The organism is Variovorax sp. 278MFTsu5.1, assembly GCF_048305045.1.
Classification (GTDB): domain Bacteria; phylum Pseudomonadota; class Gammaproteobacteria; order Burkholderiales; family Burkholderiaceae_C; genus Variovorax; species Variovorax guangxiensis.
In genome coordinates, this window is record NZ_CP157622.1 from 3,978,959 (window position 1) to 3,995,097 (window position 16,139).

Sequence of the window (16,139 nt, forward strand, 5' to 3'; positions counted from 1 at the left end):
CGATGCAAACGGAGGTTTTCGTTGGCCAAGCTGGACCCTCTGAACACGTCGCGCTACTGGCATGCGCCCGGCCTGCCGGGCATGGACATGCTGCACGCGGACTTCACCACGCACGAGTACGCGCCTCACGTGCACCACTCCTTCGTGATCGCCGTCACCGAAGTCGGCGGCGCGGAGTTCAAGAGCCGCGGCCGCACCGGCGCGGCACACCAGCAGGCGCTGCTGGTCTTCAACCCGGCCGAGCCGCACTCGGGGCGCATGGGCGGCAGCCCGCGATGGCGCTACCGCTCCTTCTACCTGGCCGACCCGGGCATCCGGCACCTGATGACGACGTTGGGCATGGACCAGGCCCGCTACTTCGACTCGAACGTCTATTGCGACGAGGAACTGATCGGCTGCTTCCTCGAACTGCATCGCGCCTTCGATGAGGACGGCGGCCAGTGCGATCCGCTGCGGCAGCAGGAGCTCTTCGTGCACACCTTCGGCACGCTCTTCCAGCGGCATGCGCAGCAGGGGCACCGCGTGCTGCCGGTGCCCGCCGACACCAGCGTGCTCGCGCCTGTGCTGGAGTTGCTGCGCGATGCCTTCGCCGAACGGCTGACGCTGGAAGCGATGGCCGAGGCCGCGGACCTCACGCCCTTCCAGCTGATCGGTGCGTTCAACCGCGCGATCGGCCTGACGCCGCACATGTACCTCACGCAGCTGCGGCTCAGGGCGGCGATCAGCCATCTCACCGCGGGCAGGCCGCTCATCGAGGCCGCCGTGGCGAGCGGCTTCTACGACCAGAGCGCCCTCACCCGGCATTTCAAGCGCACCTTCGGGATGACGCCGCTCCAGTACGTCCGCGCACGGATCAACTGACGCGCCGGCGCTCTTTCCGGGCGCTTCTTTCCGCATCTTTTTTTCTCGCCGGCTCGCGCGGAATGCACCGCGCGGGGCCGGCCTTGCCGCGTGCGCGCCGCAATAGAAACCTTCTTCTGAATTCGGCCGAATCTCTTTTTGCCGCAATCACCCGGCGCCGCAATTTTTACCAATACGGCCTTCTGCACGCTGTCTATCGTGCAACCAAATGGCCTCGGCTGTTGCGAAGTAATCAGTTGGTTTTCAATGGCGTTTAACAAACAGGTGCCCCATGCAAAACGTTGATCGCGGTATTACTGGCTCTTCCCTCGCAGGCTCCGCAATCCTGCTCGAAATCGGTGCGGAGTACGGAGTCATCGAATTTCTCCAGAATTCGGAGGTCGTGGACGCCGCGGCGGCGTCGCGATCCTGCGGAATAAAGGAGTCGGTGATCTCCGCCTATCTCGACTCCCTGAGCAAGGCGGGAATCATCGAAGTGCTGAGTCCCACGGCTCCTGCCACCTACAAGGTCGGCAGCAACTTCGAGGAGCTGATCAACGAGGTCGGCTACCTCTCGTGGGCACTGCGCGCCTGCGCGCCCCTGATCAACAACGCGAAGGAGTTCTCGGAGCACAACGAGGAGGCGCAGGCCAAGTACCCGCGCAGCGGCGGGCTGGTGGCGCGCACCTCGAAGTGGATGGGCGAGAAGTCCTTCTATCCGCAGCCCGAGAACGCCATCGTCGCGATGGCACCAAGGAAAATCGTGGATCTTGGATCGGGCTCCGGCGGCTTCCTGATCCGCATGCTGCGCAAGATCCCGGGCTCCACCGGCGTGGGCATCGACCTGAGCGCATCGGCCACCGAGCAGGCCGTGAACGCAGCCTCCGAGGCCGGCATGAGCGACCGGCTCAAGTTCGTGACGGCCCCCATCCAGGTGCTGGTGGAAGACGCGTCGCTGATCAAGGACGCCGACATCATCCACGCGGGCTTCGTGATGCACGACCTTCTTCCGGCGGAAGAGGAAACGCTCGACGCATTGCTGCGCGCCTGCTGCACCCACGCGATCAAGGGCACGCTGATCATCGTCGACGCAATTCCGGTGGCCCAGTCGAATTGGGAAAAACCGTTCGCCGCGGCATTCAACCACCTGCACAACCATTTCATGTCCAGGAGGCTCCTGAGCGAGGAGGAATGGACCGAAAAGCTTTTCCGCGCGGGATTCTCGAACGTGCGGATCGAGGTACTCGACCACCCTGGAGGGCGCATGTTGATGGCAAGCAAGTAAGCACACCACCGTTAATCGAATTCTCCCCTTGGCATTTTTTCAACCCACTGTGATTAGGAGCAAGAAATGAGCGTAACCATTTCCGATCTGGTTGATAGAGTCAAAAGTCACCGGTGCTATTCACACCCGATTTTCAAGAATTGGGCAAGGGTGGAACCGGAACCACCCGTCGTCGGTGCCCTGTTCCACCAGATCCAGAGCTTCTGCGCCTCGACGCGTCCGGGCTGGAGCTTTCCCGACGCGCTGAAGAAGCACGGCCTGCACAAGCAGAGCGAGCTGCTCGAGGAGATCGTCGAGAGCGAATCGGGCCACGGCCCCGAACTCGCGACGATGGCGGGCTTCATCGTCAACCAGTCGGCCGAGGCGCCGGTGTTCGCCGATCTCTACAACCAGGAGAAGGTCGAGGCGAAGCTCAAGGCCTTCTCCGACCAACTGCTCGGCTCCCTGCCCGGCTACGACATGGAGACCGGCCTGACCACGCAGGTGCGCAAGGCCATCGGCGTTTTCGATCACCGCAAGCTGACGGACATCGAGAACACCTACCGCAACCTGGGCACCACGCTGGCGCTCGAGATGATCTCCAACCAGCAGCTGATTCCGGGCGAGAAGTACTGCCTGGTCGACAGCGGCATCTACAACGCCGACCTGGAGAAGCCCGAGATGCACTACCTGCTGGAACACTGGGGCGAAGTCGGCGCCGAACAGCATCACGAGCAGAACGCGCGCACCGCGGTCGAGCTGGCGCTGAAGACGGAATACGCCCACCTCGTCATCGAAGGCGCGGACGACTTCCTCGACTCGCTGACCGGCCTGTGGGACGTGCTGGACGCGGCGCTGCTGCAATCCGGCGTCGCGACGCAGAAGAAGGTCGCCTACGTCTGACGGCACGAGCGGCCGAGCCTCCACGGGAACGCCAGATGGTCGCCTATCTGATCGGCCGGATGTCCATCGTGAATCCGGACCAGTACAACCAATACAAGCAACTCACGCCCGGCATCGTCGAGAAGTTCGGCGGCAGGTTCCTGACGCGGGGAGGCGAGCGCATGCACCTGGAAGGCGCTCACGACAACAGGCGAGTGGTTCTCGTGGAGTTCAAGACCGCGGACGCGGCGAGGAAGTTCTACGAGTCGCCCGAATACACCCACGCAAGAGGGTTGCGAAAGGACGCCGCGGTCGACATGCAGCTCATGGTGATCGAGGGGTTCGAGGAGCCGCCGGCCTAGCCGGGCAGATCTTCGGCACCACGTCCTCTTCCTGAAGATTCATTCACAACAAATCGCCCGATACGACCGATGGAGACTCGGTCGTGTCATACCGAACATGACGACAACCATTGCCCTGCCGGCTGCTTCGAAGAGCAGCTTCTTCTCATTCGTCGCGCTACTACTGGGCGCGGCGGCGCTGGCGCTGGGCGGCGTTTTCCTGCGCCACAGCGAGCTACCGCCGACCGCGAGCGCCGTCTACAGGGTTGCGCTGGCAATCCCGATCTTCTTCCTGCTCGACATGCTCGCGGCGAGGTCCGAGCCGGTAACCGGGGGGGCACAGCAAGCCGGCCAGCAACCCACGCCGCGCATTCCCTTCAAGCTCATCCTCGTGGGCTTCATCTTCTCGGGCAACCTCGCGCTCTATCACTGGTCGATGACGCTGACCACGCTGGCCAACTCCAACCTGCTCGCGAATCTCGCTCCCATCTTCGTGGTGCTCGGCTCCAACATCTTTCTCGGAAAGAGGTTCAAGCGGGGCTTCCTGTTCGGCATGCTGTTCGCGCTGACCGGCGCGTTCATCCTCATAGGCCACCGGCTCGACTTCGGCTCGAACTACATGGCCGGCAACCTGCTCGGCCTGCTGACCGCCGTGTTCTACGGCTCCTACCTGCTGGCGGTGAGCCTCGTGCGCTCCAACTACCGCACCATGACCGTCATGGCCTGGAGCAGCGTGGGCACGTTCATCATCCTTCTGCCCATCACGCTGCTGCGCGGCGAGTCGCTGGTGCCGCACACGATGCATGGCGTGCTGATGCTGGTGGCGCTGGCGGTGGTGTCGCACGTGGGCGGCCAGGGCCTCATCGCCTATGCGCTGGCCAAGCTGCCGGCGGCCATGTCGTCGATCACCCTGCTGATACAGCCCGTCATCGCGACCGTGTTCGGCGCGTACCTGTTCCACGAGTACCTGAGCGCCACCGAATTCGTCGGGGCCGTGGTCATCCTGGCCGGCATCGTGACGGCCAGGCGTTTTTCCTGAGCAAGAAGCAACCCGCAAGAAATCAAGCATCCCGCACAACCCGAGGAATACATGTCTCCGTATCTCTGCCACATCGAACCCGAGCGCTTCGAATTCGAGGCCGACGTCATCGCGCGCCGGCCGAATGCAGTTCTTCTCGACAAGTCCTACTTCTATCCGGGCGGCGGCGGGCAGCTGGCGGATCGCGGCACGCTGCATTGGAACGGCAGCCAGCTCAGGATCGACCGCATCGAGATGGAGGGCAGGAACGCCTGGCACTACTTCGACGAGGCGGACATCGGCAAGGTGCCGGGCGACAAGGTCATCGCCAGCGTCGACCAGGATTTCCGCTCGATGATGTGCCAGCTGCACACCGGCCTGCACATCCTGAACGCCCTGGTCTACCAGCGCTTCGAAGGCTCCCTGGTCACCGGCGTGCAGATGGCGGCCGACGGCACGGCCCGCATCGACTTCGACCTGCCCACGGTCGACAACAACGAGCTGCGCAAGCTCGAGCCCGAACTCAACAGCCTGATCTCCGACGGGCTGCAGGTGAACGCGGTGTATCTCGATTCGGCCGCGCTCGCGCGCGAACCCGGCGTGCTGCGCAGCCGCTCGGTCGCGCCGCCGGCCCAGGACGACGGCACCACCCGCATCATCGAGATCGTGGGCCTCGACCGGCAGGCCTGCGGCGGCACCCATCTTTCGAAGACTTCACAGTCGGCGCCGCTGCGCATCATGAAGATCGAGAACAAGGGACAGCACAACCGGAGGATCCGGATCGGGCTGGTCAAGTAGACCGATCCAGCACACCGAGGAAGGCAAGACATGACGGTCGAAGCGGCTCTTCCACGTCCCTTGCCCGAGGGCTTCCTGCCTTCCGGCTGCAGCTACGCGCAGCAGGACTGGCCCGTGCTCGCGCGGCAGTGGTTTCCGCTCGTGCGCGCCGACGATCCGCTTGCGAAGCCGAGGCAGGTCGTGCTGCTGAACCTGCGGCTCGCCGTCTACCGCATGCCCGACGGCATGCGCATCGGCCGCGACATGTGCCCGCACCGCGGGCTGCCGCTGAGCAGCGGGCGCATCGAGGGAGAAGAGCTGGTCTGCGCCTACCACGGCCTGCGCTTCGGCTCCGATGGGCAATGCCGGCTGGTGCCGGAGAAGCTCGCGCCCAAGACGGCGGATTGCTTCAGGATCACGGCGTTTCCGGCGGTCGAGCGGCATGGGCTTATCTGGACCTGCCTGATTCCCGAGGACGAGACCTGGATGCCTTCCATTCCCTCTTCGGAGGGGACATCACCGCTGGATGGCGCAGTATCGATCTTCAAACTTTCAATCGAACCTCTGGGCGATTCACAGAAAGAGCTCGCGCTTAACGAGCTGCACAGACTTCTCAAGGAGATGGCCTTCGGCGGAATTCCGGACGCCCTTCTCTCCTCTGGCGCCTGAATTTTCTCCGCCAGAAATTTTCGCCAATATCACGGCGACTCTCCCTGTCATGCTTGACCTCAAAGCGAGGCCAAAACATGACGCAATCATTCCGCCAGGCAAGCACTGAAGTCCTGCCGCTATGCGGCTCGCAGCCCGATGTCCATCCGGTGGAGCTGCTTCTATACCTGCGCCGCCTGCTGCTTTACCTAGCTTCCTCTTGCAGGCATTGACAAGGCGGCCTTCCACAGTTCGAAGCAGCTCCGCACTCGTTCACCCGAACTCGAAAAAAGAACCAGATGACAGTCTTCTCCACCGAGTCTTTCGCGGACCACGAACAGGTCGTCTTCATATCCGATGACCGGGTCGGGCTCCGGGCCATCATCGCCGTCCACAGCACCAAGCTCGGCCCCGCGCTGGGCGGCTGCCGGATGTATCCGTACGCCGACGAGGCTTCCGCCCTGCGCGATGTGCTCCGGCTCTCGCGTGGCATGACCTTCAAGGCCGCTGCCGCGGGGCTGGGCCTGGGCGGCGGCAAGTCGGTGATCCTCGGCGATCCGCGCAAGAGCAAGACGCCCGACCTGCTGCGGGCGATGGGCGTGGCGGTCAACCGCCTGGGCGGGCGCTACATCACGGCCGAAGATGTCGGCACCACGGTCGACGACTTCGCCTGGGTACGGCAGAGCACGCGGCATGTGGTCGGCCTGCCGGAGGCACTGGGCGGCACCGGCGACCCATCGCCGACCACGGCGCTGGGGGTCTACCACGGCATCGTGGCCGGCGTCGCGCACCGGCTGGGCCGCGACCTGCGCGGGCTGACGGTGGCCGTGCAGGGCCTGGGCAACGTCGGCTGGAGCCTGTGCCGGCTGCTCGCCGAGGCAGGAGCGCACCTGGTGGTGTGCGACATCGATCCGGTACTCGCGGGCAAGGCCGCAGCCGAGTTCGGCGCCAAGATCGTCGAGCCCGATGCGATCTACGCCGTGCAGGCCGATGTGTTCGCTCCCTGCGCGATGGGCGCCGTCGTCAACGACAAGACACTGCCGCAGATGCGCTTTCGCGTGATCGCGGGCGGCGCGAACAACCAGCTCGCGCGCGACGAGCACGGCCGGCAGCTGCGCGAGAGGGAGATCCTCTACGCGCCGGATTTCGTCATCAACGCGGGCGGCCTGATCCGCGTGGCGTCGGAGCACGAAGGCTTCAACCGCGCGAAGGTGGATTCGCAGGTGGAAGGCATCGGCGCCACGCTGCGCCGCATCTTCGAGCTGGCCGACCGCGAGGGTACGCCGACCCAGGCGGCCGCGATGCGGCTCGTGCAGGAGCGGCTGGGCGGCAGCGGCAAGCCGGGCGGCACCGCCACAGGCACCGGCAACACAAACGAGCGGCCCCTTGCCGAGCGCGTCGCATGAACACCATCGACATCCTGCGCGCCCTGGTGGCATTCGACACGACCTCGCATCGTTCCAACCTCGAGCTGATCCACTGGATCGCCGACTACCTCGCGGGGCACGGCGTGAAGGTGCAGCTCGTGCACAGCGAAGACAGGCGCAAGGCCAACCTGCTGGCCAGCATCGGCCCCGACACCGCCGGCGGCATGGTGCTCTCGGGGCACAGCGACGTGGTGCCCGTGACCGGCCAGAACTGGAGCGCCAGCCCCTTCACGCTGGTCGAGCGCAACGGCCGCCTGCACGGGCGCGGCGCGGCGGACATGAAGGGCTTCATCGCCGCGTGCCTGTCGGCCGTGCCCTCGTGGCGGCGGCAGCCGCTGCGCCGGCCGATCCACCTGGCCTTTTCCTATGACGAGGAGATCGGCTGCCTGGGCGTTCCGCAGTTGGTGGAGCGACTGAAGGCGCAGGTGGAAGAACCCGCGCTGGCCATCGTCGGCGAGCCGACCGAGATGCGCGTCGGCGTGCGGCATCGCGGCTTCTTCGGGCACCGTGCGCTCTTCACCGGGCTGCCCGCGCATTCGAGCGACCCGTCGCTGGGCGCCAGCGCGATCGAGCCCGCGGCCTATCTCGTCACCCGGCTCGCCGGGCTTCGGCGCAACCTTGCGGGGCGCGGCGGCGAGGCCACCATCAACATCGGCCAGATCAACGGCGGCACCGCGATCAACATCGTGCCGGGCTGCTGCGAGGTGCTGTGGGAGTTCCGGCCGCAGGACGAGGCCACGGCCCGGCTCGTGCGCGACGCGGTCCGCGATGCGCTGGCCGACCTCCCCGCCGGCGTGACCGTCGAAGCCAGCCAGGTTGCCGGCGTGCCGGCGCTTTCGGCGCGCGACAACGACACGGCCGTCTCCGTGGCACGCGAACTCGGCGCGCTCTGGCCCGAGGCGGAACTGCCCTTCGGCACCGAGGCCGGCTTCTTCCAGCAGGTCGGCATTTCGACGGTGGTCTGCGGCCCCGGCTCCATCGCGCAGGCGCACCAGCCCGACGAATGGATCGCCGCAAGCCAGCTGCAGGCGGCCGACCGCTTCATGCAATCGGCCGGCGCTTGGGCCCTTTCCAGGTCCGCCACCCGTTCAACGACTCCAACTCTCAAGACAGCATGAAAAACATTGACGCTGCCGCGCTGGCGGACGCCACGAGCAACCTCGCTCCCCTTTCCTCTTCCCACGAAGTTCCCGTGCAGGCCGTACGAACACAGGATGCGACGCGCCGCACAATCCTCGCCGCCGTCATCGGCAACACGCTGGAGTGGTTCGACTTCGCGGTCTACGGCTTCTTCGCGCTCACGATCTCGCGCCTCTTCTTTCCCACAGGCGACGAGACCTCCTCGCTTCTGCTGACGGTAGCGACCTTCGGCGTGGGTTTCGTGATGCGGCCGGTCGGCGCGGTGGTCCTGGGCGCGCTCGGCGACTCGCGCGGGCGCAAGGCGGCGCTGTCCACCACGATCATGCTGATGGCGCTGGGCACGGCCATGATCGGCTTCGCGCCGACGTATGCCGACGCGGGCCTCTGGGCGCCCGCCTGGATCGTGCTGGCGCGGCTGATACAGGGCTTCTCCGCCGGCGGCGAGGTCGGCGGCGCGACGGCCTTCCTGGTCGAGCACGCGCCCAAGGGCCGACGAGGCTACTTCGCGAGCTGGCAGCAGGCGAGCCAGGCCGGCGCGCTGCTGCTGGGCTCGGTCTTCGGCGCGACGCTGACCGATGTGCTCACGCCGGAGCAGCTCCAGGCATGGGGGTGGCGCGTGCCCTTCCTGTTCGGGCTGATCATCGGGCCGGTGGGCTGGTACATCCGCACCCGCACGCAGGAGCCCGAGAGCTTCCGGCAGGCCACGGCGGCCGGCCAGCAGGCTTCGCCCCTCAGGCAGGCGCTGGGGTCCTATCGCAGGGAAATCATCGCCGGCTTCGGCGTGACCATCGTGTGGACGGTCTGCACGTACTTCTTCCTGGTCTACATGCCGACGTATGCGGTGCGCACGCTGAAGCTGCCGCAGAGCGTGTCGCTGTGGGCCAATGGCGCGGGGCTGATGGTGCTGGTGGTGCTGGCGCCCTTCTTCGGCGCGCTGTCGGATCGCATCGGGCGCAGGCCGCTGCTGATCGGCTTCGCCACCGCGATCCTGGTGCTGGCCTATCCGGCGCTGTGGCTTCTCACGGCCGTGCCCAACCCGTCGACGCTGACCATCGTGCTGCTCGTCTTCGCGGTGCTGATCGCCGGCTTCACCGGGCCCGCGCCCGCTGCCATGGCCGAGCTCTATCCGCCGCAGGTGCGGTCCACGGGTCTTTCCATTGCCTACAACTTCGCTGTCACGATCTTCGGGGGCTTCGCGCCCTTCATTGCAACGGCGCTGATCGCGCGGACGGGGAATCCGCTCGCTCCCGCCTGGTACGTGGTGTTCGCGGCGGCGGCCAGCCTCGTCGCGCTGCTGGCGGCCGGCTCGGCCTTGCGCAACAGGGACTGACCGACAACAACGCAACCGACCGCTCTCCCGAAAAAAGAAAACACCGCATGCCAGACCTGAAAGACACCCTGAACCTGCTGAAGACACCGTTCCCGATGAAGGGCGACCTGCCGAAGCGCGAGCCCGCACTGGTCGAGCGCTGGGCGCAGCAGCGCATCTACGGGCGGATGCGCGAAACGGCCGCCGGGCGCCCGCCGTTCGTGCTGCACGACGGCCCGCCGTACGCGAACGGCGACATCCATATCGGGCACGCGGTGAACAAGGTGCTCAAGGACATGGTCTTCAAGAGCCGCTTCTTCGACGGCTTCGACTCGCAATGGATTCCGGGCTGGGATTGCCACGGCATGCCCATCGAGCACCGCATCGAGCAGATGAACGGCCGGGGCCTGCCGACCGAGCAGGTGCAGAAGCTGTGCCGCGACTACGCCATGCAGCAGACGCTGAGCCAGAAGAAGGTCCTGAGGGTCGGCAGCAAGGTCGACGTGAGGGTCAGGCAGACCTCGTTCCTGCGCTGCAGGAGGTGCTGGCGGCACGACGCCACCGTGGTGGACGAAGAAGGCGAGCAAGGAATGCTCTGCGAGCGATGCCGGACAGTGCTCGCCGGACTTCCCGAACTGCACGGCGCCTGATGGCTCCGTCGCCGGATGGAGCCGGCAAAGAAAAAACCCCTGTAGCTGGAGAGCTACAGGGGTCGCATCTTGGCGGAACCGGAGGGATTCGAACCCTCGATGAGGCTCTACACCCCATACTCCCTTAGCAGGGGAGCACCTTCGGCCACTCGGTCACAGTTCCTGAAAGAAGCTGAGATTATGCCACTACTTAGGCGCCCGGCTGATCCAGATCGAAGGCTTTGTGCAGTGCGCGCACTGCCAATTCCATATATTTTTCGTCGATCACGACCGAAGTCTTGATTTCGCTCGTCGAGATCATCTGGATGTTGATACCTTCTTCGGCCAGCACGCGGAACATCTTGCTCGCCACGCCCACGTGGCTGCGCATGCCGATGCCCACGATGCTGACCTTGCAGATCTTGGTATCGCCGACCACTTCGGTCGCGCCCAGCGAGGGCATCACCTTCGACTGCAGCAGGTCGATCGTCTTCGCGTACTCGTTGCGGTGAACGGTGAAGCTGAAGTCGGTCTTTCCGTCCTTGCTGAGGTTCTGGATGATCACGTCGACTTCGATGTTGGCGTCGGCCACCGCACCGAGGATGTGATACGCGATGCCCGGCTTGTCGGGCACGCCGAGCACCGAGATCTTGGCTTCGTCGCGGTTGAAAGCGATGCCGGATACGACGGCTTGTTCCATGTTTTCGTCTTCCTCGAAAGTGATCAGCGTGCCGGACTTGGCCTCTTCATTGATGTCGATGTCCCACGGCGTGAAGCTCGAAAGCACACGCAGCGGCACCTTGTACTTGCCGGCGAATTCCACCGAGCGGATCTGCAGCACCTTGGAGCCCAGGCTCGCCATTTCGAGCATTTCCTCGAAGCTCACGGTCGTCAGGCGGCGCGCATCGGGCTCGACGCGCGGGTCGGTCGTGTAGACGCCGTCCACGTCGGTGTAGATCAGGCACTCGTTGGCCTTCATCGCCGCTGCAATGGCCACGGCCGAGGTGTCGCTGCCGCCGCGGCCCAGCGTGGTGATGTTGCCGTCGTCGTCCACGCCCTGGAAGCCGGTGATGACCACCACCCTGCCGGCATTGAGGTCGGACATGACGCGCTCGCTGTCGATGCTCTCGATGCGGGCCTTGGTGTAGGAGTTGTCGGTGCGCACCGAAACCTGCCAGCCCGCGTAGCTCACGGACTCGACGCCCTCGGCCTGCAGCGCGATGGCCAGCAGTGCCGACGAAGCCTGCTCGCCTGTGGAGGCCAGCATGTCGAGCTCGCGGTTGTGGGCCACGCCGGGTTTGCTGGGCGCCAGTTCCTTGGCCAGGCCGAGCAGGCGGTTGGTCTCGCCGCTCATGGCACTCGGAACCACGATCATCTGGTGGCCTGCGCGCGCCCACTTGGCGACACGCTTGGCGACATTCTTGATGCGCTCGGTCGAGCCCATCGACGTACCGCCGTATTTGTGAACGATCAATGCCATGGGTGAAATCAGAGAAAAGGAAAGGGCCGCTTGATGGGCGGCGCCCTGCAAGCGGTCAGAGCGAAGTCTTCGGCGAGGGCGCAACATTGTACCAATGCAGCAAGTCGCCCCTGCGTTCGACGAAACCGGCGCCCACCTTGAGGTGGATGCGATGGCCGCGCGTGGTGCAGGCACGGACCTGATCGAGCAGCTGTTCCAACTGCGCCGCGCTGGGCCCGCAGCCGTGCGAGCGCATCAGCCAGTGGCGCAGCACATTGGCCTGGCGCGCGCGCGACAGTGCCTGCAGCGTGGCGATGCGCGGCGGGCTGCCCACGCTTTCCAGGTCCTGCGCCGCCAGCTCGTTCAGCAGCTGCTGAGCCTGCGCGGCGTGGCCTACGCTGCGCGCGAAGGTGGAGCGGAACTGCGGAAAGGCCTGCTCCACAGCGGGCAGCAGCACGGAGCGGATCCTGTTGCGGGTGTAGCGCGCGTCCTCGTTGGTCGGGTCCTCGATCCACGGCAGCTCGCGGCCGGCCAGCCATTCGCGGACCTCGGCGCCCGCCACCGCGAGCAGCGGACGGTAGATGTCGAGCCCGTTGCGCTGCGCATGCGCCGGCATGGCCGCCAGCCCCGGCAGCCCCGCACCGCGCGACAACGCCAGCAGCAGGGTCTCGACCTGGTCGTCGGCGTGGTGCCCCAGCACGACGGACCTGATCGCTCCCCTGGCCTCGTCCGCACGCGCCATCTCGGCGAATGCCGCGTAGCGGGCCCGGCGGGCGGCGTCTTCAGGGCTTTCGCCCGTCGCATGCCGCGCATCGACGCGATGGACGACCAGCGGCACGCCCAGGCGCTCGCACATCGAACGGCAATGCTGCTCGAATCCGTCGGCCGCAGCCTGCAGCCCGTGATGCACATGGAAGGCGACCACCTGCCCCGGCCAGCGCGCTGCGCAGGCGGCCAGCAAGGCGGTCGAATCGGCGCCGCCGCTGAACCCCACCGCCAGCGGCCAATGCGCCGGCTCGAACGCGGCAATGGCGCGTTCGAAAGCGGAGTTCATGACGGCGCCTGTGATTTACCTGCCGCTGCTGTCGGCCTTGGTGTCGTTGAAGCGGCCGTAGCTCTGCAGGCGCTCGTAGCGGCGCTCCAGCAGTTCCTTCGGCTTGAGGTCGCTGACCTGGCGGAAGGCGTCGTTGAGAGCGCGCTTGAGGAAGGCAGCCATCTGGCGATGGTCGCGGTGCGCGCCGCCCACGGGCTCGTTCACGATCTTGTCGACCAGGCCCAGCGCCTTGAGGCGGTGCGCGGTAATGCCCAGCGCGTCGGCGGCTTCCTGAGCCTTCTCGCCCGTCTTCCAGAGGATGGAAGCGCAGCCCTCGGGGCTGATCACGGAATAAATGGAGTACTGCAGCATCAGCAGCTGGTCACCGACCGAGATCGCCAGCGCGCCGCCCGAGCCGCCCTCGCCGATGATGGTGACGATGATCGGCACCTCGAGCTGCGCCATCTCGAAGATGTTGCGGCCGATGGCTTCCGACTGGCCGCGCTCCTCGGCGTCGATGCCGGGGTATGCGCCGGGGGTGTCCACGAAGGTGAAGACCGGCAGCTTGAACTTCTCGGCCGTCTTCATCAGGCGCAGCGCCTTGCGGTAGCCCTCGGGCTTGCTCATGCCGAAGTTGCGCGCGGTGCGCTCCTTGGTGTCGCGGCCCTTCTGGTGGCCGATGACCATGCAAGGCACGCCGTTGAAGCGGGCCAGGCCGCCCACGATCGACAGGTCGTCCGAGAAATGGCGGTCGCCGTGCAGTTCGACGAAGTCGGTGAAGATCTCGTTGACGTAGTCCAGCGTGTACGGGCGCTCCGGATGCCGTGCGATCTTGGTGATCTGCCAGGGCGTCAGGTCGCTGTAGATGTCCTTGGTGAGCTGCTGGCTCTTCTTGCCGAGCTGATCGATCTCTTCAGAAATGTCGACCGCGGATTCGGTCTGCACATAGCGCAATTCTTCGATCTTTGTTTCGAGCTCGGCAATCGGCTGCTCGAAGTCGAGGAAGGTTCGTTTCGCCAACGTCTTCTCCTGTTTATTTCAATTTGCTGCCCGCATCCACCGCACCATCCATTCCAGGAACACCAAGGAACCGGCTTCGCCGGGCCTTAGGTGTTGCCCCCTTGAGGGGGTTGGCGAAGCGACACGAAGTGCGCGCAGCCTGGGGGTGTTGCTAATACGTTACTGGAGCGGGATCCAGCGATCGCCAAATATACCAAGTCGCCACGCTGCAATAAGGCGCCCAGGCCACGGCGACATCGCGGGCATCGCTGCGGCTGACCGGGTCGCCCGAGAAGTAGTTGACGCTGATGCCGTTGAGCAGCCCCAGGTCGTCCACGGGCAGCACGTTCGGGCGCATGAGGTGGAAGATGAGGAACATCTCGGCCGTCCATCGGCCGATGCCGCGGATGGCCACGAGTTCCTCGATGATCTGCTCGTCGTCCATGTCCTTCCATGCATCGACGTGCACCAGGCCCGAGTCGAAATGCAGCGCCAGGTCGACGAGGTACTCGATCTTGCGTGCCGAGAGCCCCGCGCCGCGCATGTCGTCGACCTTGAGCTTGAGCACGTTGGCCGGCGTCAGCTTGCGCGGCAGCGCGGCGAACTTGTCCCAGACCGACTGCGCGGCCTTGACCGAGATCTGCTGGCCGACCACGCTGCGCGCGAGCGTGGTGAACGCATCGCCGCGCGACTCCAGGCAGGCGTCGCCGAACTTCGGGATCAGCCGCTTCATCACGCGGTCCTTGCGCGAGAGGTGCTTGCACGCCTCCTCCCAGTAGTCCGGCGTGTATATCTTGACGCTGGGCTTCCTGGGGGCGGGCATGGGGTTCGTCGTTCCGTTCACTGCGCAGCCGCCCAGGTCGTGCCCGTGGGCGAATCCTTGAGCACGATGCCCTGCTCGAGGAGTTCCTGGCGGATGCGGTCGGCTTCGGCGAAGTTCTTCGCGGCCTTGGCGGCGGCGCGAGCGTCGATCCTGGCCTGGATGGTGGCTTCGTCGAGCGTGCTGCCGGCCTGCAGGAAGGCCCGCGGATCGCCCTGCAGGATGCCCAGCGAAGCCGCCAGCGCCTTCAGCAGCCCGGCGGCTTCGGCGGACTTGGTGCGGTTGACCTCCCCGGCCAGCTCGAACAGGACGGCAATGGCTTCCGGCGTGCCGAAGTCCTCGTCCATGGCGGCCTTGAAGCGGGCGGCATGGGGCTGGGCCCAGTCGATGGCCACCTCGGCCGGCACGACCAGGTCGAGCGCGGTGTACAGGCGCTTGAGCGAATTGCGCGCGTCGTCGAGATGCGCGTCGCTGTAGTTGAGCGCGCTGCGGTAATGCGTGCGCACCAGGAAGAAACGCAGGGTCTCGGCATCGTACTTCTGCAGCACCTCGCGGATGGTGAAGAAGTTGCCCAGGCTCTTGGACATCTTCTCGTTGTCCACGCGCACGAAGCCGTTGTGCACCCAGAAGCGCGACAGCGGCTTGCCGTTGGCACCCTCGCTCTGCGCGATCTCGTTCTCGTGGTGCGGGAACTGCAGGTCGGCACCGCCGCCGTGGATGTCGAAGGTCTCGCCGAGGGTGGCGCAGCTCATGGCCGAGCATTCGATGTGCCAGCCCGGGCGGCCGGTGCCATAGGCGCTTTCCCATTTCGCGTCGGCGGGCTCGGTCGGCTTGGCGGCCTTCCAGAGCACGAAGTCGAGCGGGTCCTGCTTGCCATCGAGCACGGCAACGCGTTCGCCCGCATGCAGTTCGTCGAGCGACTTGCCGGAGAGCTTGCCGTAGCCCGGGAACTTGCGCACCGCGTAGTTCACGTCGCCGTTCTCGGAGCGGTAGGCCAGGCCCTTCTGCTCGAGCTTCTCGATGATGCCGAGCATCTGCGGCACGTATTCGGTGGCGCGCGGCTCTACGGTGGGCGGCTCGATGCCGAGCGCGCCGATGTCCTCGTGCATGGCCGCGATCACTTCGTCAGTCAGCTCGCGAATGGTGATGCCGCGCTGCACCGAGCGGGCGATGATCTTGTCGTCGATGTCGGTGATGTTGCGCACGTAGGTCACGGCGTAGTCGCTGGCGCGCAGCCAGCGCTGCACCACGTCGAACGCCATCATCATGCGGGCGTGACCGATATGGCAGAAGTCGTAGACCGTCATGCCGCAGACGTACATGCGCACCTGTCCCGGTTGCAATGGGGAGAATTCCTCCAATTCACGCGACAGCGTGTTGTAGATGCGCAGACTCATGAGATTCGGAAAACGTCATTTCGCGCGCGTGCGGCACGGGCGAAAGACGGTGTTTTTCAGGGGTGACTGGGACTGTGTTCGCGAGGGGGTCGACATGGCCCCTCGGTTACAATCCGGTCAAGTATAAACGGCCGCCATCGGGTAGCGTCCGGGTGT

15 protein-coding genes, 1 tRNA gene and 1 pseudogene are annotated in these 16,139 nt (G+C 65.6%); 11 read left to right on the forward strand and 6 right to left on the reverse strand.

Going from position 1 to position 16,139, the window contains the following annotated elements; genetic code table 11:
• The first annotated feature begins 21 nt into the window (after positions 1 to 21).
• From ABL844_RS18515 to ABL844_RS18565, 11 genes and pseudogenes are all read left to right on the forward strand, one after another.
• The gene (locus tag ABL844_RS18515; RefSeq protein ID WP_126023875.1) at positions 22 to 861 is read left to right on the forward strand and encodes an AraC family transcriptional regulator; all 840 of its coding nucleotides are present in this window, start codon (positions 22 to 24) and stop codon (positions 859 to 861) included.
• A 271-nt stretch (positions 862 to 1,132) separates the two neighbouring features.
• Positions 1,133 to 2,125 (forward strand): class I SAM-dependent methyltransferase, encoded by a 993-nt coding sequence (locus tag ABL844_RS18520; RefSeq protein ID WP_184637363.1) that lies wholly within the window; start codon positions 1,133 to 1,135, stop codon positions 2,123 to 2,125.
• 66 nt (positions 2,126 to 2,191) lie between these two features.
• Positions 2,192 to 3,007, forward strand: a complete 816-nt coding sequence (locus ABL844_RS18525) for a hypothetical protein (protein WP_126023873.1) — start codon at positions 2,192 to 2,194, stop codon at positions 3,005 to 3,007.
• A gap of 35 nt (positions 3,008 to 3,042) precedes the next feature.
• Positions 3,043 to 3,348 carry a DUF1330 domain-containing protein gene (locus tag ABL844_RS18530; RefSeq protein WP_418128441.1) on the forward strand — a complete coding sequence of 102 codons (306 nt, stop codon included), beginning with the start codon at positions 3,043 to 3,045 and terminating at the stop codon, positions 3,346 to 3,348.
• A gap of 97 nt (positions 3,349 to 3,445) precedes the next feature.
• Positions 3,446 to 4,366 carry a DMT family transporter gene (locus ABL844_RS18535; RefSeq protein ID WP_418128442.1) on the forward strand — a complete coding sequence of 307 codons (921 nt, stop codon included), beginning with the start codon at positions 3,446 to 3,448 and terminating at the stop codon, positions 4,364 to 4,366.
• 51 nt (positions 4,367 to 4,417) lie between these two features.
• Positions 4,418 to 5,143 (forward strand): alanyl-tRNA editing protein, encoded by a 726-nt coding sequence (locus ABL844_RS18540; protein ID WP_369661969.1) that lies wholly within the window; start codon positions 4,418 to 4,420, stop codon positions 5,141 to 5,143.
• A 30-nt stretch (positions 5,144 to 5,173) separates the two neighbouring features.
• A complete protein-coding gene (locus ABL844_RS18545; RefSeq protein WP_418121280.1) occupies positions 5,174 to 5,791 on the forward strand; it encodes a Rieske 2Fe-2S domain-containing protein in 618 nt (205 codons plus the stop codon).
• A gap of 278 nt (positions 5,792 to 6,069) precedes the next feature.
• A complete protein-coding gene (locus ABL844_RS18550; RefSeq protein ID WP_418128443.1) occupies positions 6,070 to 7,176 on the forward strand; it encodes a Leu/Phe/Val dehydrogenase in 1,107 nt (368 codons plus the stop codon).
• Positions 7,173 to 8,315 carry an acetylornithine deacetylase gene (gene argE / locus ABL844_RS18555; protein WP_184637353.1) on the forward strand — a complete coding sequence of 381 codons (1,143 nt, stop codon included), beginning with the start codon at positions 7,173 to 7,175 and terminating at the stop codon, positions 8,313 to 8,315. The genes ABL844_RS18550 and argE overlap by 4 nt, the downstream gene beginning before the upstream one ends.
• Complete coding sequence (locus tag ABL844_RS18560) at positions 8,312 to 9,667, forward strand: MFS transporter (RefSeq protein ID WP_418128444.1); 1,356 nt, start codon at positions 8,312 to 8,314, stop codon at positions 9,665 to 9,667. The genes argE and ABL844_RS18560 overlap by 4 nt, the downstream gene beginning before the upstream one ends.
• A gap of 47 nt (positions 9,668 to 9,714) precedes the next feature.
• Positions 9,715 to 10,137: pseudogene (locus tag ABL844_RS18565) on the forward strand (class I tRNA ligase family protein); the annotation flags it as partial.
• Between the two features lie 229 nt (positions 10,138 to 10,366).
• On the opposite strand, the gene ABL844_RS18570 reads toward ABL844_RS18565, so the two are convergent.
• The 6 genes from ABL844_RS18570 to cysS form a co-directional block, all read right to left on the reverse strand.
• A tRNA-Ser gene (locus ABL844_RS18570) sits at positions 10,367 to 10,459 on the reverse strand.
• Positions 10,460 to 10,486: 27 nt separating this feature from the next.
• Positions 10,487 to 11,755 carry an aspartate kinase gene (locus ABL844_RS18575; RefSeq protein ID WP_418128445.1) on the reverse strand — a complete coding sequence of 423 codons (1,269 nt, stop codon included), beginning with the start codon at positions 11,753 to 11,755 and terminating at the stop codon, positions 10,487 to 10,489.
• Between the two features lie 55 nt (positions 11,756 to 11,810).
• Complete coding sequence (gene tilS / locus ABL844_RS18580) at positions 11,811 to 12,788, reverse strand: tRNA lysidine(34) synthetase TilS (RefSeq protein ID WP_418128447.1); 978 nt, start codon at positions 12,786 to 12,788, stop codon at positions 11,811 to 11,813.
• 15 nt (positions 12,789 to 12,803) lie between these two features.
• Entirely contained in the window at positions 12,804 to 13,787 is a 984-nt protein-coding gene (locus ABL844_RS18585) for an acetyl-CoA carboxylase carboxyltransferase subunit alpha (protein ID WP_126023862.1), read from the reverse strand.
• 151 nt (positions 13,788 to 13,938) lie between these two features.
• Complete coding sequence (locus ABL844_RS18590) at positions 13,939 to 14,589, reverse strand: DNA-3-methyladenine glycosylase family protein (protein WP_176666692.1); 651 nt, start codon at positions 14,587 to 14,589, stop codon at positions 13,939 to 13,941.
• 17 nt (positions 14,590 to 14,606) lie between these two features.
• Entirely contained in the window at positions 14,607 to 15,983 is a 1,377-nt protein-coding gene (gene cysS / locus ABL844_RS18595; protein ID WP_418128448.1) for a cysteine--tRNA ligase, read from the reverse strand.
• Positions 15,984 to 16,139 lie beyond the last annotated feature (156 nt).